This is a genomic window from Devosia sp., from assembly GCF_030689745.1.
Taxonomy (GTDB): Bacteria; Pseudomonadota; Alphaproteobacteria; order Rhizobiales; family Devosiaceae; genus Devosia; species Devosia alba.
Genome location: NZ_JAUYGL010000064.1, coordinates 1 through 18,193, shown reverse-complemented (window position 1 = coordinate 18,193; position 18,193 = coordinate 1). Strand labels below are relative to the sequence as shown.

General features: G+C 63.3%; 16 protein-coding genes and 1 pseudogene. 3 read left to right on the top strand and 14 right to left on the bottom strand.

Annotated elements, in window-relative coordinates; genetic code table 11:
• Positions 1-383: 383 nt before the first annotated feature.
• Positions 384-515, bottom strand: a complete 132-nt coding sequence (locus tag Q8O80_RS05665; RefSeq protein ID WP_305577830.1) for a hypothetical protein — start codon at positions 513-515, stop codon at positions 384-386.
• Positions 516-636: 121 nt separating this feature from the next.
• Positions 637-771, bottom strand: coding sequence for a hypothetical protein (locus Q8O80_RS05660; protein ID WP_305577828.1), 135 nt, complete (start codon positions 769-771; stop codon positions 637-639).
• Positions 772-886: 115 nt separating this feature from the next.
• Here Q8O80_RS05660 and Q8O80_RS05655 point away from each other — a divergent pair, with 115 nt between their 5' ends.
• Entirely contained in the window at positions 887-2,710 is a 1,824-nt protein-coding gene (locus Q8O80_RS05655; protein WP_305577826.1) for an aminopeptidase P family protein, read from the top strand.
• On the opposite strand, the gene Q8O80_RS05650 is transcribed toward Q8O80_RS05655, so the two are convergent.
• The 8 genes from Q8O80_RS05650 to ftsZ form a co-directional block, all read right to left on the bottom strand.
• Complete coding sequence (locus Q8O80_RS05650) at positions 2,707-3,204, bottom strand: hypothetical protein (protein ID WP_305577824.1); 498 nt, start codon at positions 3,202-3,204, stop codon at positions 2,707-2,709. The two genes, Q8O80_RS05655 and Q8O80_RS05650, sit on opposite strands and share 4 nt — an antisense overlap.
• A 110-nt stretch (positions 3,205-3,314) precedes the next feature.
• A complete protein-coding gene (locus Q8O80_RS05645) occupies positions 3,315-3,773 on the bottom strand; it encodes a DUF3828 domain-containing protein (protein ID WP_305577823.1) in 459 nt (152 codons plus the stop codon).
• Between the two features lie 106 nt (positions 3,774-3,879).
• The gene (locus tag Q8O80_RS05640) at positions 3,880-5,160 is read right to left on the bottom strand and encodes a hypothetical protein (RefSeq protein WP_305577821.1); all 1,281 of its coding nucleotides are present in this window, start codon (positions 5,158-5,160) and stop codon (positions 3,880-3,882) included.
• Between the two features lie 28 nt (positions 5,161-5,188).
• Complete coding sequence (gene ligA / locus Q8O80_RS05635) at positions 5,189-7,354, bottom strand: NAD-dependent DNA ligase LigA (RefSeq protein WP_305577832.1); 2,166 nt, start codon at positions 7,352-7,354, stop codon at positions 5,189-5,191.
• Between the two features lie 164 nt (positions 7,355-7,518).
• Complete coding sequence (gene recN, locus Q8O80_RS05630; protein WP_305577819.1) at positions 7,519-9,189, bottom strand: DNA repair protein RecN; 1,671 nt, start codon at positions 9,187-9,189, stop codon at positions 7,519-7,521.
• Positions 9,190-9,410: 221 nt separating this feature from the next.
• Positions 9,411-10,247, bottom strand: coding sequence for an outer membrane protein assembly factor BamD (locus tag Q8O80_RS05625; RefSeq protein WP_305577817.1), 837 nt, complete (start codon positions 10,245-10,247; stop codon positions 9,411-9,413).
• 91 nt (positions 10,248-10,338) lie between these two features.
• A complete protein-coding gene (lpxC, locus tag Q8O80_RS05620) occupies positions 10,339-11,295 on the bottom strand; it encodes a UDP-3-O-acyl-N-acetylglucosamine deacetylase (protein ID WP_305577815.1) in 957 nt (318 codons plus the stop codon).
• Between the two features lie 108 nt (positions 11,296-11,403).
• Positions 11,404-13,077: a cell division protein FtsZ gene (gene ftsZ / locus Q8O80_RS05615; RefSeq protein ID WP_305577813.1), complete on the bottom strand. Its 1,674-nt coding sequence runs from the start codon at positions 13,075-13,077 to the stop codon at positions 11,404-11,406.
• Positions 13,078-13,320: 243 nt separating this feature from the next.
• On the opposite strand from ftsZ, the gene Q8O80_RS05610 reads away from it, so the two are divergent.
• Together Q8O80_RS05610 and Q8O80_RS05605 are read left to right on the top strand one after the other, a co-directional pair.
• Positions 13,321-13,788, top strand: a complete 468-nt coding sequence (locus tag Q8O80_RS05610; RefSeq protein WP_305577811.1) for a VOC family protein — start codon at positions 13,321-13,323, stop codon at positions 13,786-13,788.
• Positions 13,789-13,860: 72 nt separating this feature from the next.
• Positions 13,861-14,496: a LysE family translocator gene (locus Q8O80_RS05605; protein ID WP_305577809.1), complete on the top strand. Its 636-nt coding sequence runs from the start codon at positions 13,861-13,863 to the stop codon at positions 14,494-14,496.
• Positions 14,497-14,566: 70 nt separating this feature from the next.
• Here Q8O80_RS05605 and ftsA read toward each other — a convergent pair whose 3' ends face one another.
• The 4 genes and pseudogenes from ftsA to Q8O80_RS05585 form a co-directional block, all read right to left on the bottom strand.
• Entirely contained in the window at positions 14,567-15,880 is a 1,314-nt protein-coding gene (gene ftsA, locus Q8O80_RS05600) for a cell division protein FtsA (RefSeq protein ID WP_305577807.1), read from the bottom strand.
• Positions 15,877-16,869 carry a cell division protein FtsQ/DivIB gene (locus tag Q8O80_RS05595; RefSeq protein WP_305577805.1) on the bottom strand — a complete coding sequence of 331 codons (993 nt, stop codon included), beginning with the start codon at positions 16,867-16,869 and terminating at the stop codon, positions 15,877-15,879. Before Q8O80_RS05595 ends, ftsA begins: the two co-directional genes overlap by 4 nt.
• The gene (locus Q8O80_RS05590) at positions 16,857-17,777 is read right to left on the bottom strand and encodes a D-alanine--D-alanine ligase (RefSeq protein ID WP_305577803.1); all 921 of its coding nucleotides are present in this window, start codon (positions 17,775-17,777) and stop codon (positions 16,857-16,859) included. The genes Q8O80_RS05595 and Q8O80_RS05590 overlap by 13 nt, the downstream gene beginning before the upstream one ends.
• Before the next feature lie 172 nt (positions 17,778-17,949).
• Positions 17,950-18,193: pseudogene (locus tag Q8O80_RS05585) on the bottom strand (UDP-N-acetylenolpyruvoylglucosamine reductase); the annotation flags it as partial.

The following is an 18,193-nucleotide window of genomic DNA, read 5'->3' as shown; positions in this document are numbered from 1 at the left end:
AGCATCAGGCGCGTGGCGTGATCAACGCCTATGCCCGTCAGGGCATGACCCTGACCCAGACGCTGCAGCGCAAGGAATGGACCACGCTGATGCTGGAAATGAAGTAGCACGCCATTCGATTTCTCGCCCCCGAGAGGGTTTACCGGTTAGCAGATTGTTAACCATTCAGCGTCGCCGAACGGGCATTGACGGCCTGGGCGTGAGCGCTCGCCACACCGCCCACCGCATGTGACCCTCGGGGCTTGACCCCGAGAGGTGACGGCCGGTGTTGTGGCTCCGGAATGGGTAGCGCCATAGCCAAGCGAGCCGACAGATCCCAGACAAGCAAAATCCCCGAAGCAGGCCCCGGGGATCGACATATTCTGCGATGAAGTCTTGCGGCCTTATGGGCGCTTGGTGAAGGCGCCAATCAGCTGATGCTGCATGCGATAGCTGACCTGGCGGTTCGATTCGCGACCACGGGCATCGATTACCGAACCCAGTGTCTTGCGAAAATCGTTCATGCTCTCAGTCATCGTCATCTCCATGCACTTGGACGCGTGGTCTGTTGCCATCGTCCTGAACTGTCTAGGCCAAACCGAGCGTTTCCGTTAGACCCATATCGGCACAGCAGCCCTGCAAGTTTGGCAGGACCGATTACCGCTTTGTTAACGGACGGTTGGTCTTGCCATAGGTGCGCTCAAACTCGGCGACATAGCGCTTTGCGGTGAGTTCGCGACCGGCGATCATTGCATCTACTGCGCGGGCGAAGAAATTCTTCTCATTGGCCATGGTTGCTCTCCTGTGTTGTGACACTAAGGTAGGCCTTCTCCTGCGATATGCTATGGCCTGATCGGTCAGGTCAGCCATGAGCCCAGCGCACCTCCCCGTCCAAGGACACCGTTCTATGACCCTCGCCGCCTTCCCGCCCGCCCTGTTCCAGAGCTTTGAGGAAAAGGCCGATCCCGCCAATGTCGCCCCCCGTCTGGCGGCCCTGCGGCACGCCATGGCCAAGGCCGGGGTCGATGCGTTTCTGGTTCCCCGCGCCGATGCCCATCGTGGAGAGTCGGTGCCGCCGGGCGACGCGCGGCTGGCCTATCTCACCGGCTTCACCGGCTCGGCCGGTTTCGCCATTGTCGGTCCCGACAGCGCCGGGCTGTTTGTCGATAGCCGCTACACCCTGCAGGCGCCGACCCAGACCGATACCGCGCTGGTCTCGGTGCGGGCCTGGGGGCAAGGCGGCTATGGCACCGAACTGGCCGATTTCGTGCCCAAGGGCGGCACGCTGGCCTATGATCCCTGGCTGCACACGCCCGGCGAAGTGCGCAACCTGACCCGCCAGCTTGCCGATCACTGCAAAGTGGTGCCCCATGCCAATCTGGTCGACACCATCTGGGCGGACCGCCCCGGCGCTCCAGTCAGTGCCATCGAGTTTCTCGGCCACAACCGCGCCGGCCAGACCGCAGGCGACAAGATCAGCGCCATCCAGACCAGTCTGCGCTCTGACAAGGCCGATGCCGCGGTGCTGACCCTGCCCGAATCGATCTGCTGGCTGCTCAACATGCGCGGCCGCGACGTGCCCAATACCCCCTTTGTACTGGGCTTTGCCATCGTGCCGCAGACCGGTCAGCCGACGCTCTATCTCGATCCGGCCAGGATCACCGATGAACTCACCACTGCCCTCACGGACGTCGCCAAAATCGCCAGCACGGCCAGCTTCACCACCGATCTGGCGGCACTCGGCGCAGCCGATAAAGCGGTGCTGATCGATCCCGCGAGCGTGCCCCAGGCCATCGCCACCACCTTGACCGACGCTGGCGCCCGGCTGATCGAAAAGGCCGACCCTGTGCTGCTGCCAAAGGCCAGGAAGAACGAGGCCGAACTGGCCGGCATGCGCGAAGCGCACACGCTGGACGGCGTCGCACTGGCCAAATTCCTCGCCTGGTTTGACGCCAATGCCCCACAGGGCGAACTGACCGAAATCGGTATCGTCACCGCTCTTGAAGCCTTCCGGCGCCAGGAGGAGAGCTGCGTTGACGCCAGTTTTGACACCATTTCCGGCGCCGGCCCCAATGGCGCCATTGTGCATTACCGGGTGACAACCAAGACTGATCGTACCCTCAGGCCCGGCGAACTCATGCTGCTCGATAGCGGCGCGCAATATCTCTCGGGCACCACCGATATCACCCGGACCCTCTCGACCGGTTCATCCACCCCCGAGCAGCGCGACCGCTTCACCCGCGTGCTCAAGGGCATGATCGCCATCTCCACCGCACGCTTCCCCCAGGGCACCAGCGGCGCCCAGCTTGATGTTCTGGCGCGCCAGTTCCTCTGGCAGGATGGCGTCACCTATAGTCACGGCACCGGCCACGGCGTGGGCGCCTATCTGGGCGTCCACGAGGGCCCCATCGGCATTTCGTCGCGCTACCCCACCCCGCTTGAGGAGGGCAATGTGCTTTCCAACGAGCCCGGCTATTACAAGGCTGGCGAATACGGCATCCGCATCGAAAATCTGATCACGGTGCGCGCGAGCACCGATTTCCCCGACTATCTGGAATTCGAAACCCTCACCCTGGCCCCTATCGACACCCGGTTGATCGAACCCGCCCTGCTCAGCCCGGCCGAACGGAACTGGCTCAATGCGTATCATCAGCGGGTGTACGACGAGATCGGCCCCAAGCTCGACGGCCCGGTGCGGGCATGGCTCAAGGCGGCCACGGCAGCGCTTTAGAATCCGAGCGGATCATAGGTCAGCGCCCAGCTCAGCAGCCAGTGGTCATCGGGGCCCAGGGCGGCGACATCGTCGACCTTCCAGCCATCCGCCTCGCGCACCGTGGCAATGGCCAGCAGGCGGGGATGGTCGAAATTGTGGTAGCTGACATTGATGACGGCGCGGTCGCCACTGATGGTGGCCTCGCCGACGCTGAGGTCAAACAGTAGCGCGCTGGCATCGGGCAGGAACGGGTTGAACATCTGCGCCGCCACGAAGGGCGCGCCCGTGACGGCGGCATCGTCGGCAAAGACGTTGTTTTCCACCGCCTGCTCGTAGATTCCCTGAAGACGCTGCGAATAAAAGCTGTTGGGGGCGCTGGCATGCGCCCCCGGCTGGTATTCGGCATAGATGGCGCTCACCAGCGCCTTGGGATCGCCATAGCGCTCGGCGCCCAGCGCCGGGCCGCTCAGCAGCAGCCCCGCCAGCACCAGCATTGCTCCAGTCTGTTGCATGCCCCGTCTCCCTACATGATGGCAAAACGCTAGTGCCCGGCCATGGCGCGACTGTGATCGTGCCATGGCCAAACTGCGGCAGGCGATTACCATTTGGCAATCTGGCAGGCTCAGTTGCCGGCAGCGGCAGCAAAGATCTCGCTCAGGCGATACTGGTTTTCCGGATTGCTGGAGACCACGTCGTCGATCTTCCAGCCATTTTCGTTCACCAGTTCAAAGGTGAGGCTGCGCGGCTCGCCGAAATTGCGGAAGCTGACATCCACAATCGCCGCAGCGCCGACAATGGTGGGCGTGCCGATCTGCAATTCGGTGAGATCAAAATCCTGGCCGTCGACATAGGGATCGAAACTGATGGCGCCCATTTCCCCCGGCGGGGTGATTTCGGCGTCATTGTCATGGAGCGCCTGCAGAGCCGCTGAGCGGAAAGGGGCTTCATCGTCGTAGAACTCGCCGGTAAAATAGGGGGCATAGAAGGCCTCGAGCAGGGCCTCTGGAGTGTCATAGGGCTGGGCTGCAGCCAGACCGGTCAGGGCCAGCACCATTCCGGCAATAAGGGCAACAAGACGCATTCGTCATCTCCGGGTGGTCGGCCTAAGTGAGGCCTGTCGCAACAGACACAGCCAAATGGGGAAGGTTTGACAGGGCGGCGTGTCGCCAGCCGCCCCGGCAGTAAACTCAGTTGAACCAGAAGGCGTAGTTGGGGAACGCGTCGCCAAACGCCGCATTGCCCGCAGCAAAGCTCTCCGCATCGGCAATCGGGCCGTCCTTGAGAAACGGCAGGGCGTCCTGTCCGGCCAGCAACATCACCAGATCGGTGCGCTCGGCACTGTCGAAATAAGCCTTGAGATCAAAGCCTTGGGCAAAGCGCCAATGCGGGATCAGCAATTGCCCATCGATGATCTGGTCGAGTACGTCGAGCGTCTCGCGCCAGGCGGCAACGCCCGCCGCCGTCACCGGCATGCCATCGAGCAGGTTGGTCTGGTCCGGATTGGGAATGACCTCGCGGTCATCATCGGTCTCGGCCAGGATCAGCTCCCAGTTGCGCCGCGACAGCGCCGTGACCTGCTTGAGCTGATCGGGAATGCTGGCCAGCAGGGCTTTGTCGATCACCGGGAAATTCAGCGTGTGAATGCCCGCAATGATATCGGCGATCGACGCATCGCTGTCGGGATCCATGACCAGGCTGCCCACCCCATCCATGCCTTGCATGGGCAGACCGGCCTGGGGAAATACCCGATGCAGATAGGCGTTGAAGAAATCCTCGAAATCATGGGCCATCAGCCAGTCCAGCTGTGCGCCCACCAGTTTGGTGTAACCGGCCAGCCAGATGGCATCGGCCGGATCAAAGCCGAGCGTGCCATCCTGCACCGGCGGCCCCTTGCGCTTGGTCTTGCCCATGGGCGCGATGGCTGTGTCCGGTACAAAATCCTGACCGAGCAGGGGCAACAGCACCGTGGCCAGGGTTTCTTCCGGCGCGGTGGTGCCATCGCCATTGAAGTCGAGCGTGGCCTTGAGCAGGTCGATTGGCAGCACATAATCGGCACCATCGGCGCCACCACAGACGAACGCCGCCTGGGCCGCTGCGAGGTCGCTGCGGAAATCGGCCAGCACGGCGCGCAAGGCCGGATAGCGCAACGCTTCGGGCGCCGGATTGAGCACTACCGGCGGCTCTGCCTCGCCGATGCCCAGCAGCATTGCCGCCGCCGGCGTGTCGGGCGCCGTACCGCCATAGCGGTAGAAATCCTGCGCCAGCCCTTCCAGCGCCCCTGCCAGACCCAGCATGGCCCAGCCAAAGCAGGCCTCGGGCTCGCCCGCGTCCTTGCCAGCGGCCAGCGCCGCCTGCCCCGCGCCGATGCTGCCCGCATAAAGATGGCTCGCCAGCAACTCGCCCGTCTCACTGGCCTGCACCGTCACCGGCAGCAACACGGCTGCTGCCAAAACACCCAATAATCGCATCCCGTTCTCCCTGACGGCGTCTGGGCGCTTAGCCGACGCGCTCGAACCATTCATCTTCGCTGATCACCTCGACACCGAGCTCCTCAGCCTTTTTCAGCTTGGACCCGGCGCCGGGCCCCGCCACCAGAATATCGGTGGCCGCCGAGATCGACCCGGCCACCTTGGCGCCCAGCCGTTCGGCCATCGCCTTGGCCTCCGAGCGGGTCATCCGCTCCAGCGAGCCGGTGAAAACCACCGTCTTGCCTGCCACCGCACTATCGGCAGCAATTGTGACCACATAAGGCTTGGGCCGCACCTGGGCCAGCAGATCGTCCAGTGCCTCAATGTTGCGGTCATTGGCGAAAAACGCCATCACCGATGAGCGTACCGTATCGCCAATGCCGTTGATCTGGGGAAAGACGGCGTGCTTGTCGCCCTCGGCATGCGCTGCCGCCGAGGCGGTGTCGCGAAAGGCCTCCATGGTGGTGAAGGTCTTGGCCAGCAGCGCCGCCGTGGTCTCTCCGACATGGCGGATACCCAGCGCGTAGATGAAGCGATCCAGCTCCGGTTCCCGCCGGGCCTCGATCGCGTCAAACAGCTTCCTGACCGAAGTGGCGCCAAAGCCGTCCACATCCTTGAGCTTTTTCACCGACCGCTCGTCGCGGGCCTTCAGCGTGAAGATATCGGCCGGTCGGGCGATGCGCCCCTCCTCGTAGAACTGGGTCACCTGCCGGTCGCCCAACCCGTCGATATCCATGGCGTCGCGCGCCACGAAATGCTTGAGCTTTTCGATTGCCTGGGCCGGACAGACCAGCTCGCCGGTGCAACGGCGCTTGGAATCCACCTTGCCGGTCTTCTCATTGACCTCGCGAATGGCTGCCGAGCCACACACCGGGCAGGTTTCGGGGAACACGAAGGGTTTGGCATCGGCGGGGCGCTTGTCCAGCACCACATCAACGATCTGCGGAATGACGTCGCCAGCCCGCTGGACGATGACGGTGTCGCCAATGCGCAGATCGACGCCATTGCGGATCGGCGCGCCATCATTGCCCACCCCCTTGATGTAATCCTCATTGTGCAGCGTGGCATTCTCCACCACCACCCCGCCCACCGTCACCGGCGCCAGCCGCGCCACCGGCGTCAGCGCCCCAGTGCGGCCGACCTGAATGTCGATACCGGTCAAAATCGTGGTGGCCTGCTCGGCCGGAAATTTATGGGCAATCGCCCAGCGCGGCGCCCGGGCGACGAAGCCCCAGCGCTGCTGCAGCGCCAGATCGTCGAGCTTGTAGACCACGCCATCAATGTCATAGCCCAGCGTGGCGCGCTGCGCCTCGATGGCACGATAATGCGCCAGCAGCGTCTCAATGCTGTCGGTGCGGATCATCAGCGGCGTGGTGACAAACCCCCATTGCTTGAATTTCTCCACCGCTTCGCCCTGGGTCGCTGCCGGCGGTTGCGGCTGGCCTGCTGCATTCTCCGAAATTCCCCACGCGTAAGCGAAGAAGTTCAAATTCCGGCTGGCGGTAATCTCGGGGTTTTTCTGCCGCAGCGAACCGGCCGCAGTATTGCGCGGATTGACGTAATCCTGCCCGCCAAACTTGGCCGACTGCGCCTTGAGCCGCTGGAATTCGGCGTGGCTCATATAGACCTCGCCGCGAATTTCGATTACCGCGGGCCAGCCCGAGCCGTTGAGCTTTTTGGGGATGTCCTTGATGGTCTTGAGGTTTTCAGTGATGTCCTCGCCTTCAGTGCCATCGCCGCGCGTGGCGCCGCGCACGAAGACCCCATGCTCATAACGGAGCGAGGCCGAGAGGCCATCAATCTTCGGCTCGGCGGTGAAATAGAGCTTGAACTCTGGATCGCGGGAAAAGTCCCTCTCGAAGAACTTCCGCCCCCGCGCCACGAAATCAGCGACGTCGGCGTCATCGAACGCATTGCCCAGGCTGAGCATGGGGACGCCGTGCCGGACCTTGGCAAAGCCCTCGGCCGGAGCAGCGCCCACGGCCGCCGATGGGCCGTCCGGCAGCACCAGCGCCGGAAACCGCTGCTCGATCGCCTCATTGCGGCGACGCAGCGCGTCATAATCGGCATCGCTGATCTCGGGCGCATCTTTCTGGTGATAGGCGATATCGGCCTCGGCCATGGCCGCCGCCAGCCGCTCCAGCTCGACCCGGGCCTCGGGTGCGCTGAGGGTATCGACGGGTTTGTTGGACAGGTCGGTCATCGGGATACTCAGGAAGCAGAACATTGTAACAGTTTGAGGAGCATACCCCCACCTCGCCTCCCCCTGAAGGGGGAGGAATTCGGGCCGTGGGTCTGGCACCATCCCGCCCCACACCCGATCCATCCCTCCCCCTTCAGGGAGAGGTTAGGTGGGGGCTACCCCACTTCACTCAGCAGCTTGCTTGCCGCCGCACGCGCCTCGTCGGTGACCTGCGCCCCGGCCAGCATGCGGGCCACCTCTTCCTGGCGGGCGGCGCTGTCGAGCGGCTTGACGTGGGTGCGCATGAAGGCGCCTTCCTTGACCATCTGTTTTTCGATCAGCAGATGGCGCTGGGCGCGAGCGGCCACCTGCGGCGCGTGGGTAACGGCCAGCACCTGCACCTTGCCGGCCAGCCGCGCCAGGCGGCGGCCAATGGCATCGGCCACCGCGCCGCCCACCCCGGTGTCGATTTCGTCAAAGATCAGCACCGGCGCCGAGCCCCGGTCAGCCAGCACCACCTTGAGCGCCAACAGGAACCGGCTGAGCTCGCCGCCCGAAGCCACCTTGAGCAAGGGACCGGCGGCAGTGCCCGGATTGGTCTGCACGTGAAAGGCGATCTGGTCAAAGCCGGTGGCGGCAATGCGGCTGGTATCGATCTGGTGGTCGACGATGAACTTTGCCGCGCCCAGCTTGAGCTCGGGCAATTCCACCCCGACCGCCTGGCCCAGCGCCTTGGCGGCCTTGGCGCGGCCGGCGCTCAGCGTTTCGGCCAGCGCGCGATAGCGCGCCAGCGCCTTGGCCTGCGCCGCTTCCAGCGCCACCAGCCGTGCTTCGCCACTCTGCAGGGATTCGAGGTCGGCGCTGTATTTGGCCAGCACGTCGGCCAGTCCGTCACAGCTGGTCTGGTGCTTGCGGGCCAGCGCACGCAGCGCGAACAGCCGCTCCTCGACATCTTCAAGCTCGGCCGGATCATAGGCCATCTCGCGCTTCAGCGCTTCGAGCGTGTCGCTGGTGTGATCAAGGCTGGTCAGCGCGGTGTCGATGCTGTCGACAATCGGCTGGAACAGGCTGGCGCCGCCATCGATCTTGCGCATCAGCCGCCGCATCAGGCTGGCCAGCGCCGGGGCCGGCGCGCTGGGGCCGTTGAGCATCTCGTCGATCTCGCCGACATCGGATGCCGAACGCTCCACCTGCTGCAAATGCGTGCGCCGCGCCGCCAGCTCATCCTCTTCGCCGGGCTGCGGCTTGATCTTGGACAGTTCATCCACCGTATGGCGGGCATAGTCCTCGGCGGCCAGTGCCTCGGCGACCTGTGCCTGTTGCTCGGCCACGGCTGCGCTGGCCTCGCTGAGTGCCTCCCAGGCATCGCGCAGTTGCACCACGCCGGCCTCCAGCTCGCCAAACGCATCCAGCGCGGCGCGATGGGTCGCGGCATCGACCAAAGCGCGATCATCGTGCTGGCCGTGAATTTCCACGATCTGGCTGCCGACACGCTGCAGCAGTGCCGCCGACACCGGCTGGTCATTGATAAAGGCGCGGGTGCGGCCATCGGCGAACTGCACGCGGCGCAGAATGATATCCTCGTCATCGGGGATGGCATTGTCGCGCAGGGCTGCGCGGGCCGGATGATCGGCCGCAAGTTGCAGCACCGCCACCACCTGCCCGCTCTGCTGGCCGCTGCGCACCAGTGACGCGTCACCACGCCCGCCCAGCGCCAGCGTCAAGGCATCGAGCAGAATGGATTTGCCGGCCCCGGTCTCCCCCGTCAGCACGGTCATGCCGCCGTCAAGGGCCAGATCAAGCTGGTCGATCAGGACGATGTTGCGAACCGAGAGCGCGTTCAGCATGCGCAGTTACATCCCAGATTGCGTGAGGGGTAGCGCCTGCCAACCCGTTACACCGCACGTTACCATCCCGGCAGCCCTCCCGCGAAACCACGAATCGCGCTTTCGCACAGGAAGGCGATGGCCGCGGGTCCGCCGGTGATGCCGGGTCCGTTGCGTTCCACAAACGAACTGGGGCGCATCATAGCGCCCCAGAACAAACTAGCAACAAAATCTTGCAGCGGCTACTTGCGCAGCCCGGCCATCCAGCTGCCACTATTGACGGTCGGCGCCAGACCCTGCTTGCCCAGCAAGGCAAACGCCTTCTGGTACCAGCTGCTGTTCGGGTAATTGTGACCCAGCACGGCAGCCGACGTCATGGCCTCATTGGTCAGGCCCAGCAGCAGATAGGCTTCGGTCAGGCGGTACAGCGCCTCCTCGATATGGGTCGAGGTCTGCCAGGTCTCCACCACGACGCGGAAGCGGTTGATCGCTGCGGTGTACTGACCATTGCCCAGATAGTAGCGTCCCACCGACATTTCCTTGCCGGCCAGCTGGTCATAGGCCACCAGCAGCTTTTCCCTGGCGTCCTCGGCGTAGTCGGATTTGGGATAGTTGGAAATCAGCAGCCGATAGGTATCGATCGCATCGGCCGAAAGTTGCTGGTCGCGGGTGATGTCCTTGATCTGGGCAAAGTAGGAATTTGCCTTGAGATACATCACATAGGGCGCGTCCTTGCCATTGGGGTACACCGCCAGATAGCGGTCAGCGGCCAGAATGGCGTCATCAAGCTTGTTGGCGCGGTAATTGGCGAACACCTGCATCAGCTTGGATTTTTCCGTCAGCGGATCGCGCGGATGCTGCCGGTCCAATTGCTGCAAGGACTTGATGGCGGTGGCGTAATATTGCCGGTCCATATCGTCCAGCGCCTTCTGGTACAGCGTCTGGGCCGGAATGATCGGCTCATCCTTGACCTTGCTGGGCCCGAACAGCGAGCAGCCAGCCAGCACAACCGCGACCAGCGCAATCGTCAGGAACCGGGCGGCCCGGCTGGTGAAACCACCGAAAACATCAACTGTCACGAACTGCCCCGTCTTTCATAGGAAAACCGCACTGCTTGCGGCCTATTGAGAAATTGGATCAAAACTGTGGCGCGCGGCGCCGCTGTCGAGCCTAGCGCACGGACCGCAAATAGTGATTGACCGCCAAACCTTCGGGCTGCTCATCAAATGCCTGAAACTCGAGCGGCAGATCTTCTGCGTCCACTATCTCATAATTGGCCTCACTGGAGAAGAGACCGGCCAACACATGCGCGTTCAAACCGTGACCGCCCTTGTAGGAGCGGAACCGGCCCCAGATCGGCAGGCCACCCAGCGACAGATCGCCAATGGCATCCAGCAGCTTGTGCCGCACAAACTCGTCCTCGTAGCGCAGCCCACCGGGGTTGAGCACACGATTCTCGTGCACGGTGATGGAATTGTCCAGGCTCGAGCCCAGCGCGTAGCCGGCCTGACGCAGGATCTTGGCGTCACGGGCAAAGCCAAAGGTGCGGGCGCGCGACACATCGTCGTAATAGCGACGCGGCGTCCAGTCGAAGATCATGCGCTGGCGACCGATGACCTTGCTGTCAAAGTCGATTTCAAGATCGAGCGAGCGGCCATTATAGGGTTCGAGCGCCGCAAAGGCGTCATTGTTGCGTACCGTCACGGCCCGCATGATTTTGAGGAATTTGCGCTGCGCCGGCTGAATTTCCAGGCCCACCTTGAGGATGGCCTCGGCATAGGGGCGCGCACTGCCATCCAGAATGGGGCATTCGCTGCCATCAATGGTAATCAGCGCATTGTCGACGCCCATGCCGCTGAGCGCCGAGGTCACATGTTCAATGGTGGCGACGCTGACGCTGTCGCCCAGATCAAGCGTGGTGCAAAGCGTGGTGCGGCTGACCCGCGAAAAATGCACCTTGACCGGCGCCGTTGTGGTGCCGTTTTCGAGCGTGCGGCTAATGACATAACCACTATCGGCCGGCGCCGGCCCGATCGTCAGATTGACCGGTTGCCCGCTGTGCACCCCGTAGCCAGAGAAGTCGATGGCGGCCGCGAGGGTACGCTGGCGCGTATTCAATTTCTGCATACTCGAAATACTCCGACCCCAGCCCGTTCGCCCGTGGTTTGTACTAGCCAAAAAAAACTCGGTGCGAAAGCCGCACCGAGCAATGTTTCAGTATCTGTGCCCAGCCAATTAACCGTGCTTGCGCAGGAATGCCGGAATCTCGAGGCTCTCTTTCTGCGGCGCCGGGGACGGCTGGCGACCATGCGCATCGAGGCCGCCATGGGCACCTTCGGCTGGCGCGGCAACGCGGGAAGTCCTTGTGCCGCCTGCCTCTATGGCGCTACGGGCAGCATTGTCATCAGCGGCGAACTGCGGCGCCTCCTGCCTGTCAGCCACATGAGGCTGACCCAGATTCAGGCCAACATTGGAGGCCAAACGCTTGAAGAGAGCCCGTGCATTGCGCGGCTCGGCATCCACACGTTCCGCTGCGTCCTGTGTCCGCCGCGCAACAGCAGGCAGTTCCTCGGTGCGCGGCATACGGCGCTGACCCTCGGGACGGACGGCATGGGAAGGCACATAAGCGCTGGGTACAGGTGAGTCGTCAGCCATGGTCAGCTCGTCATCGTCCTGCGGTGCCACAGACGCTGCCGGGATATAGGGCTCGACCATGACGCCATCATCGTCCTGAACCGACGCGCTTGGCGTGAAGGTTTCAAACGAGAAGGCTTCGGCAACGGCCGATTCGACCTGCTGCTCGATCTGCTCGGTCACCGCAGTTGGCGAGACGACAGCAGCACGCGCAATGCTGGGCTGGCTCGGCTCGACGGGCACATGGCGGCGCACTTCCAGTGGCGTACGCGAAGCATGCGGCTTGGCGGGCTCGAGCGCCTGCACCATGGTGGCGTCGGTGCCAGTGGCGACAACGGAGACGCGGATCGTGCCGGTCAGGCTCGGATCATAGGTGGCGCCCAGGATGATATTGCAATCGGGATCGACTTCCTCGCGGATACGGCTGGCCGCTTCGTCGACTTCGTACAGGGTCAGGTCAGGGCCGCCGGTGATGGAGATCAGCAGGCCCCGTGCGCCCTGCATCGACACATCATCGAGCAACGGATTGGCAATGGCAGCTTCGGCAGCGTGGCGCGCCCGGTCTTCGCCCGATGCTTCGCCGGTACCCATCATCGCCTTGCCCATGCCGCGCATCACGGCGCGCACGTCTGCGAAGTCGAGATTGATCAGGCCTTCCTTGACCATCAGATCGGTAATGCAGGCGACGCCGGAGAACAGCACCTGGTCGGCCATCGCGAATGCGTCGGCAAAGGTGGTCTTCTCATTGGCGACCCGGAACAGGTTCTGGTTCGGGATGACGATCAGCGTATCGACATGGCGATGCAGCTCATCAATGCCATCATCGGCCAGACGCGTCCGCCGGTTGCCTTCGAAATTGAACGGCTTGGTGACCACGCCAACGGTCAGAATGCCTTGTTCGCGCGCTGCCCGAGCCACAACGGGCGCAGCGCCGGTACCGGTACCACCGCCCATGCCGCAGGTGATGAACACCATGTGCGAGCCGGAAAGGTGATCATTGATCTCGTCCCAGCTCTCTTCGGCGGCCGCGCGGCCAACTTCGGGGTGCGAGCCAGCGCCCAGACCCTCGGTAACGCCGACGCCGAGCTGGATGATGCGCTGCGCCTTGGACAGGGCCAGGGCCTGCGCATCGGTATTGGCGACGACGAAATCTACGCCATCAAGCCCGGATTCAATCATGTTGTTGACGGCATTGCCGCCACCACCGCCAACACCGAATACGGTGATGCGAGGCTTGAGCTCCTGGATATCGGGGATGGTGAGGTTGATAGTCATGAAGGGCCTCATAGTGGCGTGGTTGGTAAAGATTTACCCTCCCAAACGTTAACCGGCCCCTAACAATTGTCTCACCAGTGTTAACGTGATCGCAAAATGCGACTCCAATCGGTTACCGATTGAGCCGCCATTAACCAAACGGGTCCGCAGCCACAGAGGATGTCGAATGGGCCGCGATTGGCTCGTCGTGGCTGTGTGACCGATACCCAGGCATCGGGCCTGGCGGCAGCACGGAGAAAGACCATGACCAAAATCATGCCTTGCCTGTGGTTCGATGAGCGCATTGACGAGGCGATCACGTTTTACACCAGCACTTTCAAGTCGGCGAAGGTGCTCGAAATTACCCATCAGGACCCTGATGGGCCCGCCTTTACCGCCATCATCGAGCTGGAAGGGCACAAATTCATGCTGCTCAATGGCGGCCCCGACTGGCGCTATCCATTCACCGAGGCGGTCAGCTTCATGATCGACTGCGCCGACCAGGCCGAGATCGACTATTTCTGGAGCAGCTTCGTCGACAATGGTGGCGAGGAAAGCATGTGCGGCTGGTGCAAGGACCGCTTTGGCCTTTCCTGGCAGGTCGTGCCCAGACAGATGTATGACACCGTTCTTGGCCCCGACAAGGCAGGCGCCCAACGCGCCACGCAAGCCATGCTGCAGATGCGCAAGCTAGACGTCGCAGCTTTGCAGAAGGCCTATGCTGGTGGGTAAGGCCGCACATGACGATTGGCGGGGGATTGAGGCTGCGCTAGGCTGATCGTCTTGCCCACCTGAGTCATCCCCATGCTCGAAGCCTTTCTTGCCGCCTGGATCGGCGTCGCCCTCGCCCAGGCGTCGCCGGGCCCCAATATGATGGCTGTGGCAGCGGTCGCCCTGGGACAGGGGCGCAAGGCGGCATTGCTGGTGGTGACCGGTATTGGCACCGGCACCCTGGTCTGGGCCGCAGCAGTGTCATTCGGGCTGGGCGCGCTGTTCGCCGCCTTTCCGCTGCTGCTGTCCGCGCTCAAATTCGCTGGCGGGCTATATCTGGTGTTCATCGCCGGCAAGTCACTGCGGACGATCTTTTCCGGCGGGGCCACCGCCGTGACCGCGACCACAGCGCCGCTGAATGATCTTGCGGCTTGGCGCCGCGGCTTCTTCGTGGTGATGACCAATCCCAAGGCCGTGCTGATGTGGTCGGCCCTGGCCACGTTTCTGTTCGGTGCGGGCCTGAGCAAGATTCAGGTCCTGGCCTTCGGCCCACTCGTGGCGCTGTCGGCGATGACAATCTACGGCGCCTACGGCCTGCTGTTCTCCACCGGCATGGCGATGCGCACCTATAGCCGCTTCTGGCGTCGCATTGAGGCCGCGTTCGGGCTGGCCTTCGGCGCTTTGGGCGCGACGCTGCTGGTCTGGGGCATCCGCGATCTGCGTGGCTAAAGCGTTTCAGCAAACGCGACCAATCAAAGACCGGGAGCAGGTCGCCGTTTCAGCGAAACGGTGACATGCTCTAGAAGCTGGTGCGCAACCAGTTGCCGACGCGGGCAAAATAGCCGTCCGTGCCGATCAGCTTGCGGCTGCTGCGTGGTTCGGCATATTCCTTGGCGCAGACCTGCGGATAGATCAGCATGCCCGCCACCGTGGCGAAGGCAGCGCCCTTGGCCATTTCAGGCAGGCCGGCAATGCCCATTGGCCGCCCCATGCGCACATTGCGCGCCAGCGTGCGGCGAGCCACTTCGGTCAGCCCGGTCATTTCACTGGCCCCACCAGTCATCACAAAGCGCCGTCCGCAGACATCCATCATGCCGGTAGCCTGCATGCGGTCGCGAATGGCCGTCAGAATTTCCTCGATGCGCGGCCGCATGATGCGGGTCAGCACCGAACGGGCCACCTGCCCCGGCGCCTCGTCATGGCTGGCACCCACCGGCTGGATCGGGATCAGGTCGCGCTCATCGGCCTGCCCGGGCAGCACCGAGCCGTAAAATGTCTTGAGCCGCTCGGCATCGGCCACGCTGACCGAGAGCTGGCGGGCAATGTCGAGTGTCAGATGATGGCCGCCAATGGCAATGGCGTCGACATAGACCAGATGGCCTTCATTGAAGACCGAGACCGTGGTGGTGGCGCCGCCAAAATCGATGCAGGCCACGCCCAGCTTGGCTTCGTCATCCACCAGCGTGGCCAGACCCGAGGCATAGGGGGTGGCGATCAGCGCCTCGATCTGCAAATGGCAGCGATGCAGCACCAGTTCGAGATTGCGCATCGCCAGGGTTTCCGAGCTGACCACGGCGACGTCGACGCCCAGTTTGTCGCCCACCATCCCCTTGGGGTCGCGAATGCCTTTCTGGCCGTCAATCGCGTAACCGATCGGCAACGCGTGAATGATCGAGCGCTCCGGCCGCACCGAGCGTTCATTGACCGCTCGCAGCACGCGGCGGATATCGGCCTCTTCAACCTCCTGCCCGTCCAGCGACACGGCGGCCGAAAACGTCTCCGAGCCCAGCCGGCCCGCCGTGACATTGACGATCACGGATTCCAGCGTCAGCCCGGCCGAGCGCTCGGCCATGCCCACCACCGAGCGGATGGTCTGCTCGGCCTTTTCGATATCGGTGACCACGCCGCTCTTGACGCCCGCCGAGGGGCCATAGCCAAAGCCGATCACCTGCGCCTGATGCGTCCGGCCCTTGAGCGCCTTGCCCTCGGGGCGCGGGGTCAACCGCGCAATCACGCAGCACACCTTGGTCGAGCCAATGTCGAGCACGGCCACCAGCGTCGTCTTGCCGGGTTGCACGGGGCGCAACCGGGAGGTCATGGCATCGGTCATCATTGCGGAATGTTCGGTTGAGGGAGGGTTTCGGAGGGTAGATTGCGTGGCGGGAGCGGATAGGGCTCAGGCGAACGGGCCCGTTCGAGAATGGCGGCTTGCCGCTCTTCCTCGTCCTTGGCCAGTTCCTCTTCGGTCTTGGTCGGACGCACCGCCACCAGGCCCGCGACGCGCAGGTCGACAATGGTCACGTCCCGGTCCAGCAATTGATAATCTGCCTGGTAACTGACGAGATGGCGCAGCGCACCGGCAACCCCCAATTCGGGCAGTTGCACGCGCAGGCCGCTGTCATAGATCATGTCCCAGCGCCGATCGGCGATGCGCGACAGCGCCACCAGACCGTCCTTGAGGGTGGGATATTGATCGAGTGCCCTTATCATCACCAGGGCGTCGTCATTGGCGCCATCGCCCACCACCAGCGGCAGGTCGCCATAGGCGCCGTGATCTTCGCCAATCTGCTCGCCGCTGTCATCGACCACAAAGGTGATGCCATCTACGCGCCAGCGGGCGACCGGCAGCTTTTCGGTGACCGAGACCAGCACGTCGCCGGGAAAACCCTTGCGCACGCTGACCGAGGCAATGGCGGGCAGTTCGGCAATGCGCTGGCGGGCGGCCTCGACGTCGAAACCGACCGTGGACGTGTGCGGTTCAACGCCCAGGGCGTCAAAAATGGCCTGTTCACTGGTCAGTGTCTGGCCGGTGATGGAAATCTCGCCAATCGCCATGCCGGCATCGGCGAAGCGGTTCTGCACCACCCCGACGAGGCCCATCGCCCCCCCGGTGATCGGTTCGCGCAATTGGCTCAGCGTGGCGACACTGGCAACCAATCCGGCAATGAGCAGTCCGCGCCTGATCAGCGTGTGGTGCAAGACCCAGACGCGACCGAGATTATTGGCCAGTTTGCGGCGGGGCGACCGGACCGGCACAGGCAATGCACGGGGATCGACAATCCGCGCTCCAGCGAGAAACATCTCGCTCTTTACCTGTTGCAACTCGCGTCCTCCACCATCCAGGCGACCAGTTCTTCAAACGAGTGTCCGGCGTGCAAAGCCTGCTCTGGCACCAGCGAAGTTTCGGTCATGCCCGGCTGGGTATTGATTTCCAGACAGACCAGTTCGCCATCTTCGCCTGTCGCATCATTGTAGCGGAAGTCGCAGCGCGTCACGCCACGGCAACCGAGTGCCGCATGGGCGGCAAGGCTCAACTGTTGCACTTTGTCGTAAATTTTCGGTTTCAGCTGCGCCGGAATGATGTGGGTCGAGCCGCCCTTGGCATATTTGGCTTCGTAGTTGTAAAAGCCCGCCTCGATCACGATTTCGGTGACGCCCAGCGCCACATCGCCCATCACCGAACAGGTCAGCTCGCGCCCCGGAATATAGCGCTCCACCATCAGCTGTTCGCCCGAATTCCAGTCTTCGCGCAGGATTTCCTGCGGCGGATGACTGGTGCCGGACTTGACGATGAACACGCCAAAACTCGACCCGTCGGCAATCGGCTTGATCACATAGGGCGGCGCCATGACATGGCCGCGCCCGGCTTCGCCTCTGGACACGATGACGTGATCGGTTACCGGCACGCCAGCCGCCTTCATCACGATCTTGGCCTGGTGCTTGTCCATGGCCAGGGCCGAGGCCAGCACGCCCGAATGGGTATAGGGAATGCCCAGCAGTTCGAGCACCCCCTGCATCATGCCGCTCTCGCCAAACGGCCCATGCAGCGCATTGAACGCCACATCGGGTTTCAGCTCGCTGAGCACATTGGCGATGTCACGCCCGACATCGACTTCGGTGACCTCGTAGCCCGCCCGGCGCAGCGCCGCAGCGCACTCCCGGCCCGAACTCAGCGAAACCGGCCGCTCATTGGACCAGCCGCCCATCAGGACGGCAACGTGCTTGCTCATGGGGTCGTCCGATCTGTGTTGGCCAAGAAAGCCCCCCCACCCTTGATCCCTCCCCACAAGGGGGAGGGAGACGAGGGAGCCGCAGACTCAGGTGCTTGTTGCAATCCCGGAGCAGGCTTCCCTCCCCCTTGTGGGGAGGGAGTGAGGGTGGGGGGCGCGATGTCCGAAACCATCACACCGCCCCCGTAAAGACGTCGCCATCCAGAAATTCGCGTACTTGCTTGCCCGGCTCGAAATGCCCCAGGCGGCTGATTTCCCACTGCAATGCAATGCCGGAGGTCGCACGAACCTTGTTGCGCACCGTCTCGCCCAGCGTTTCAATGTCGTGCGCGCTGGCGTCATCGACATTGAGCAGGAAATTGGCGTGCAGTTCACTCATCTGCGCGCCGCCCACCCGCAGCCCGCGGCACCCGGCC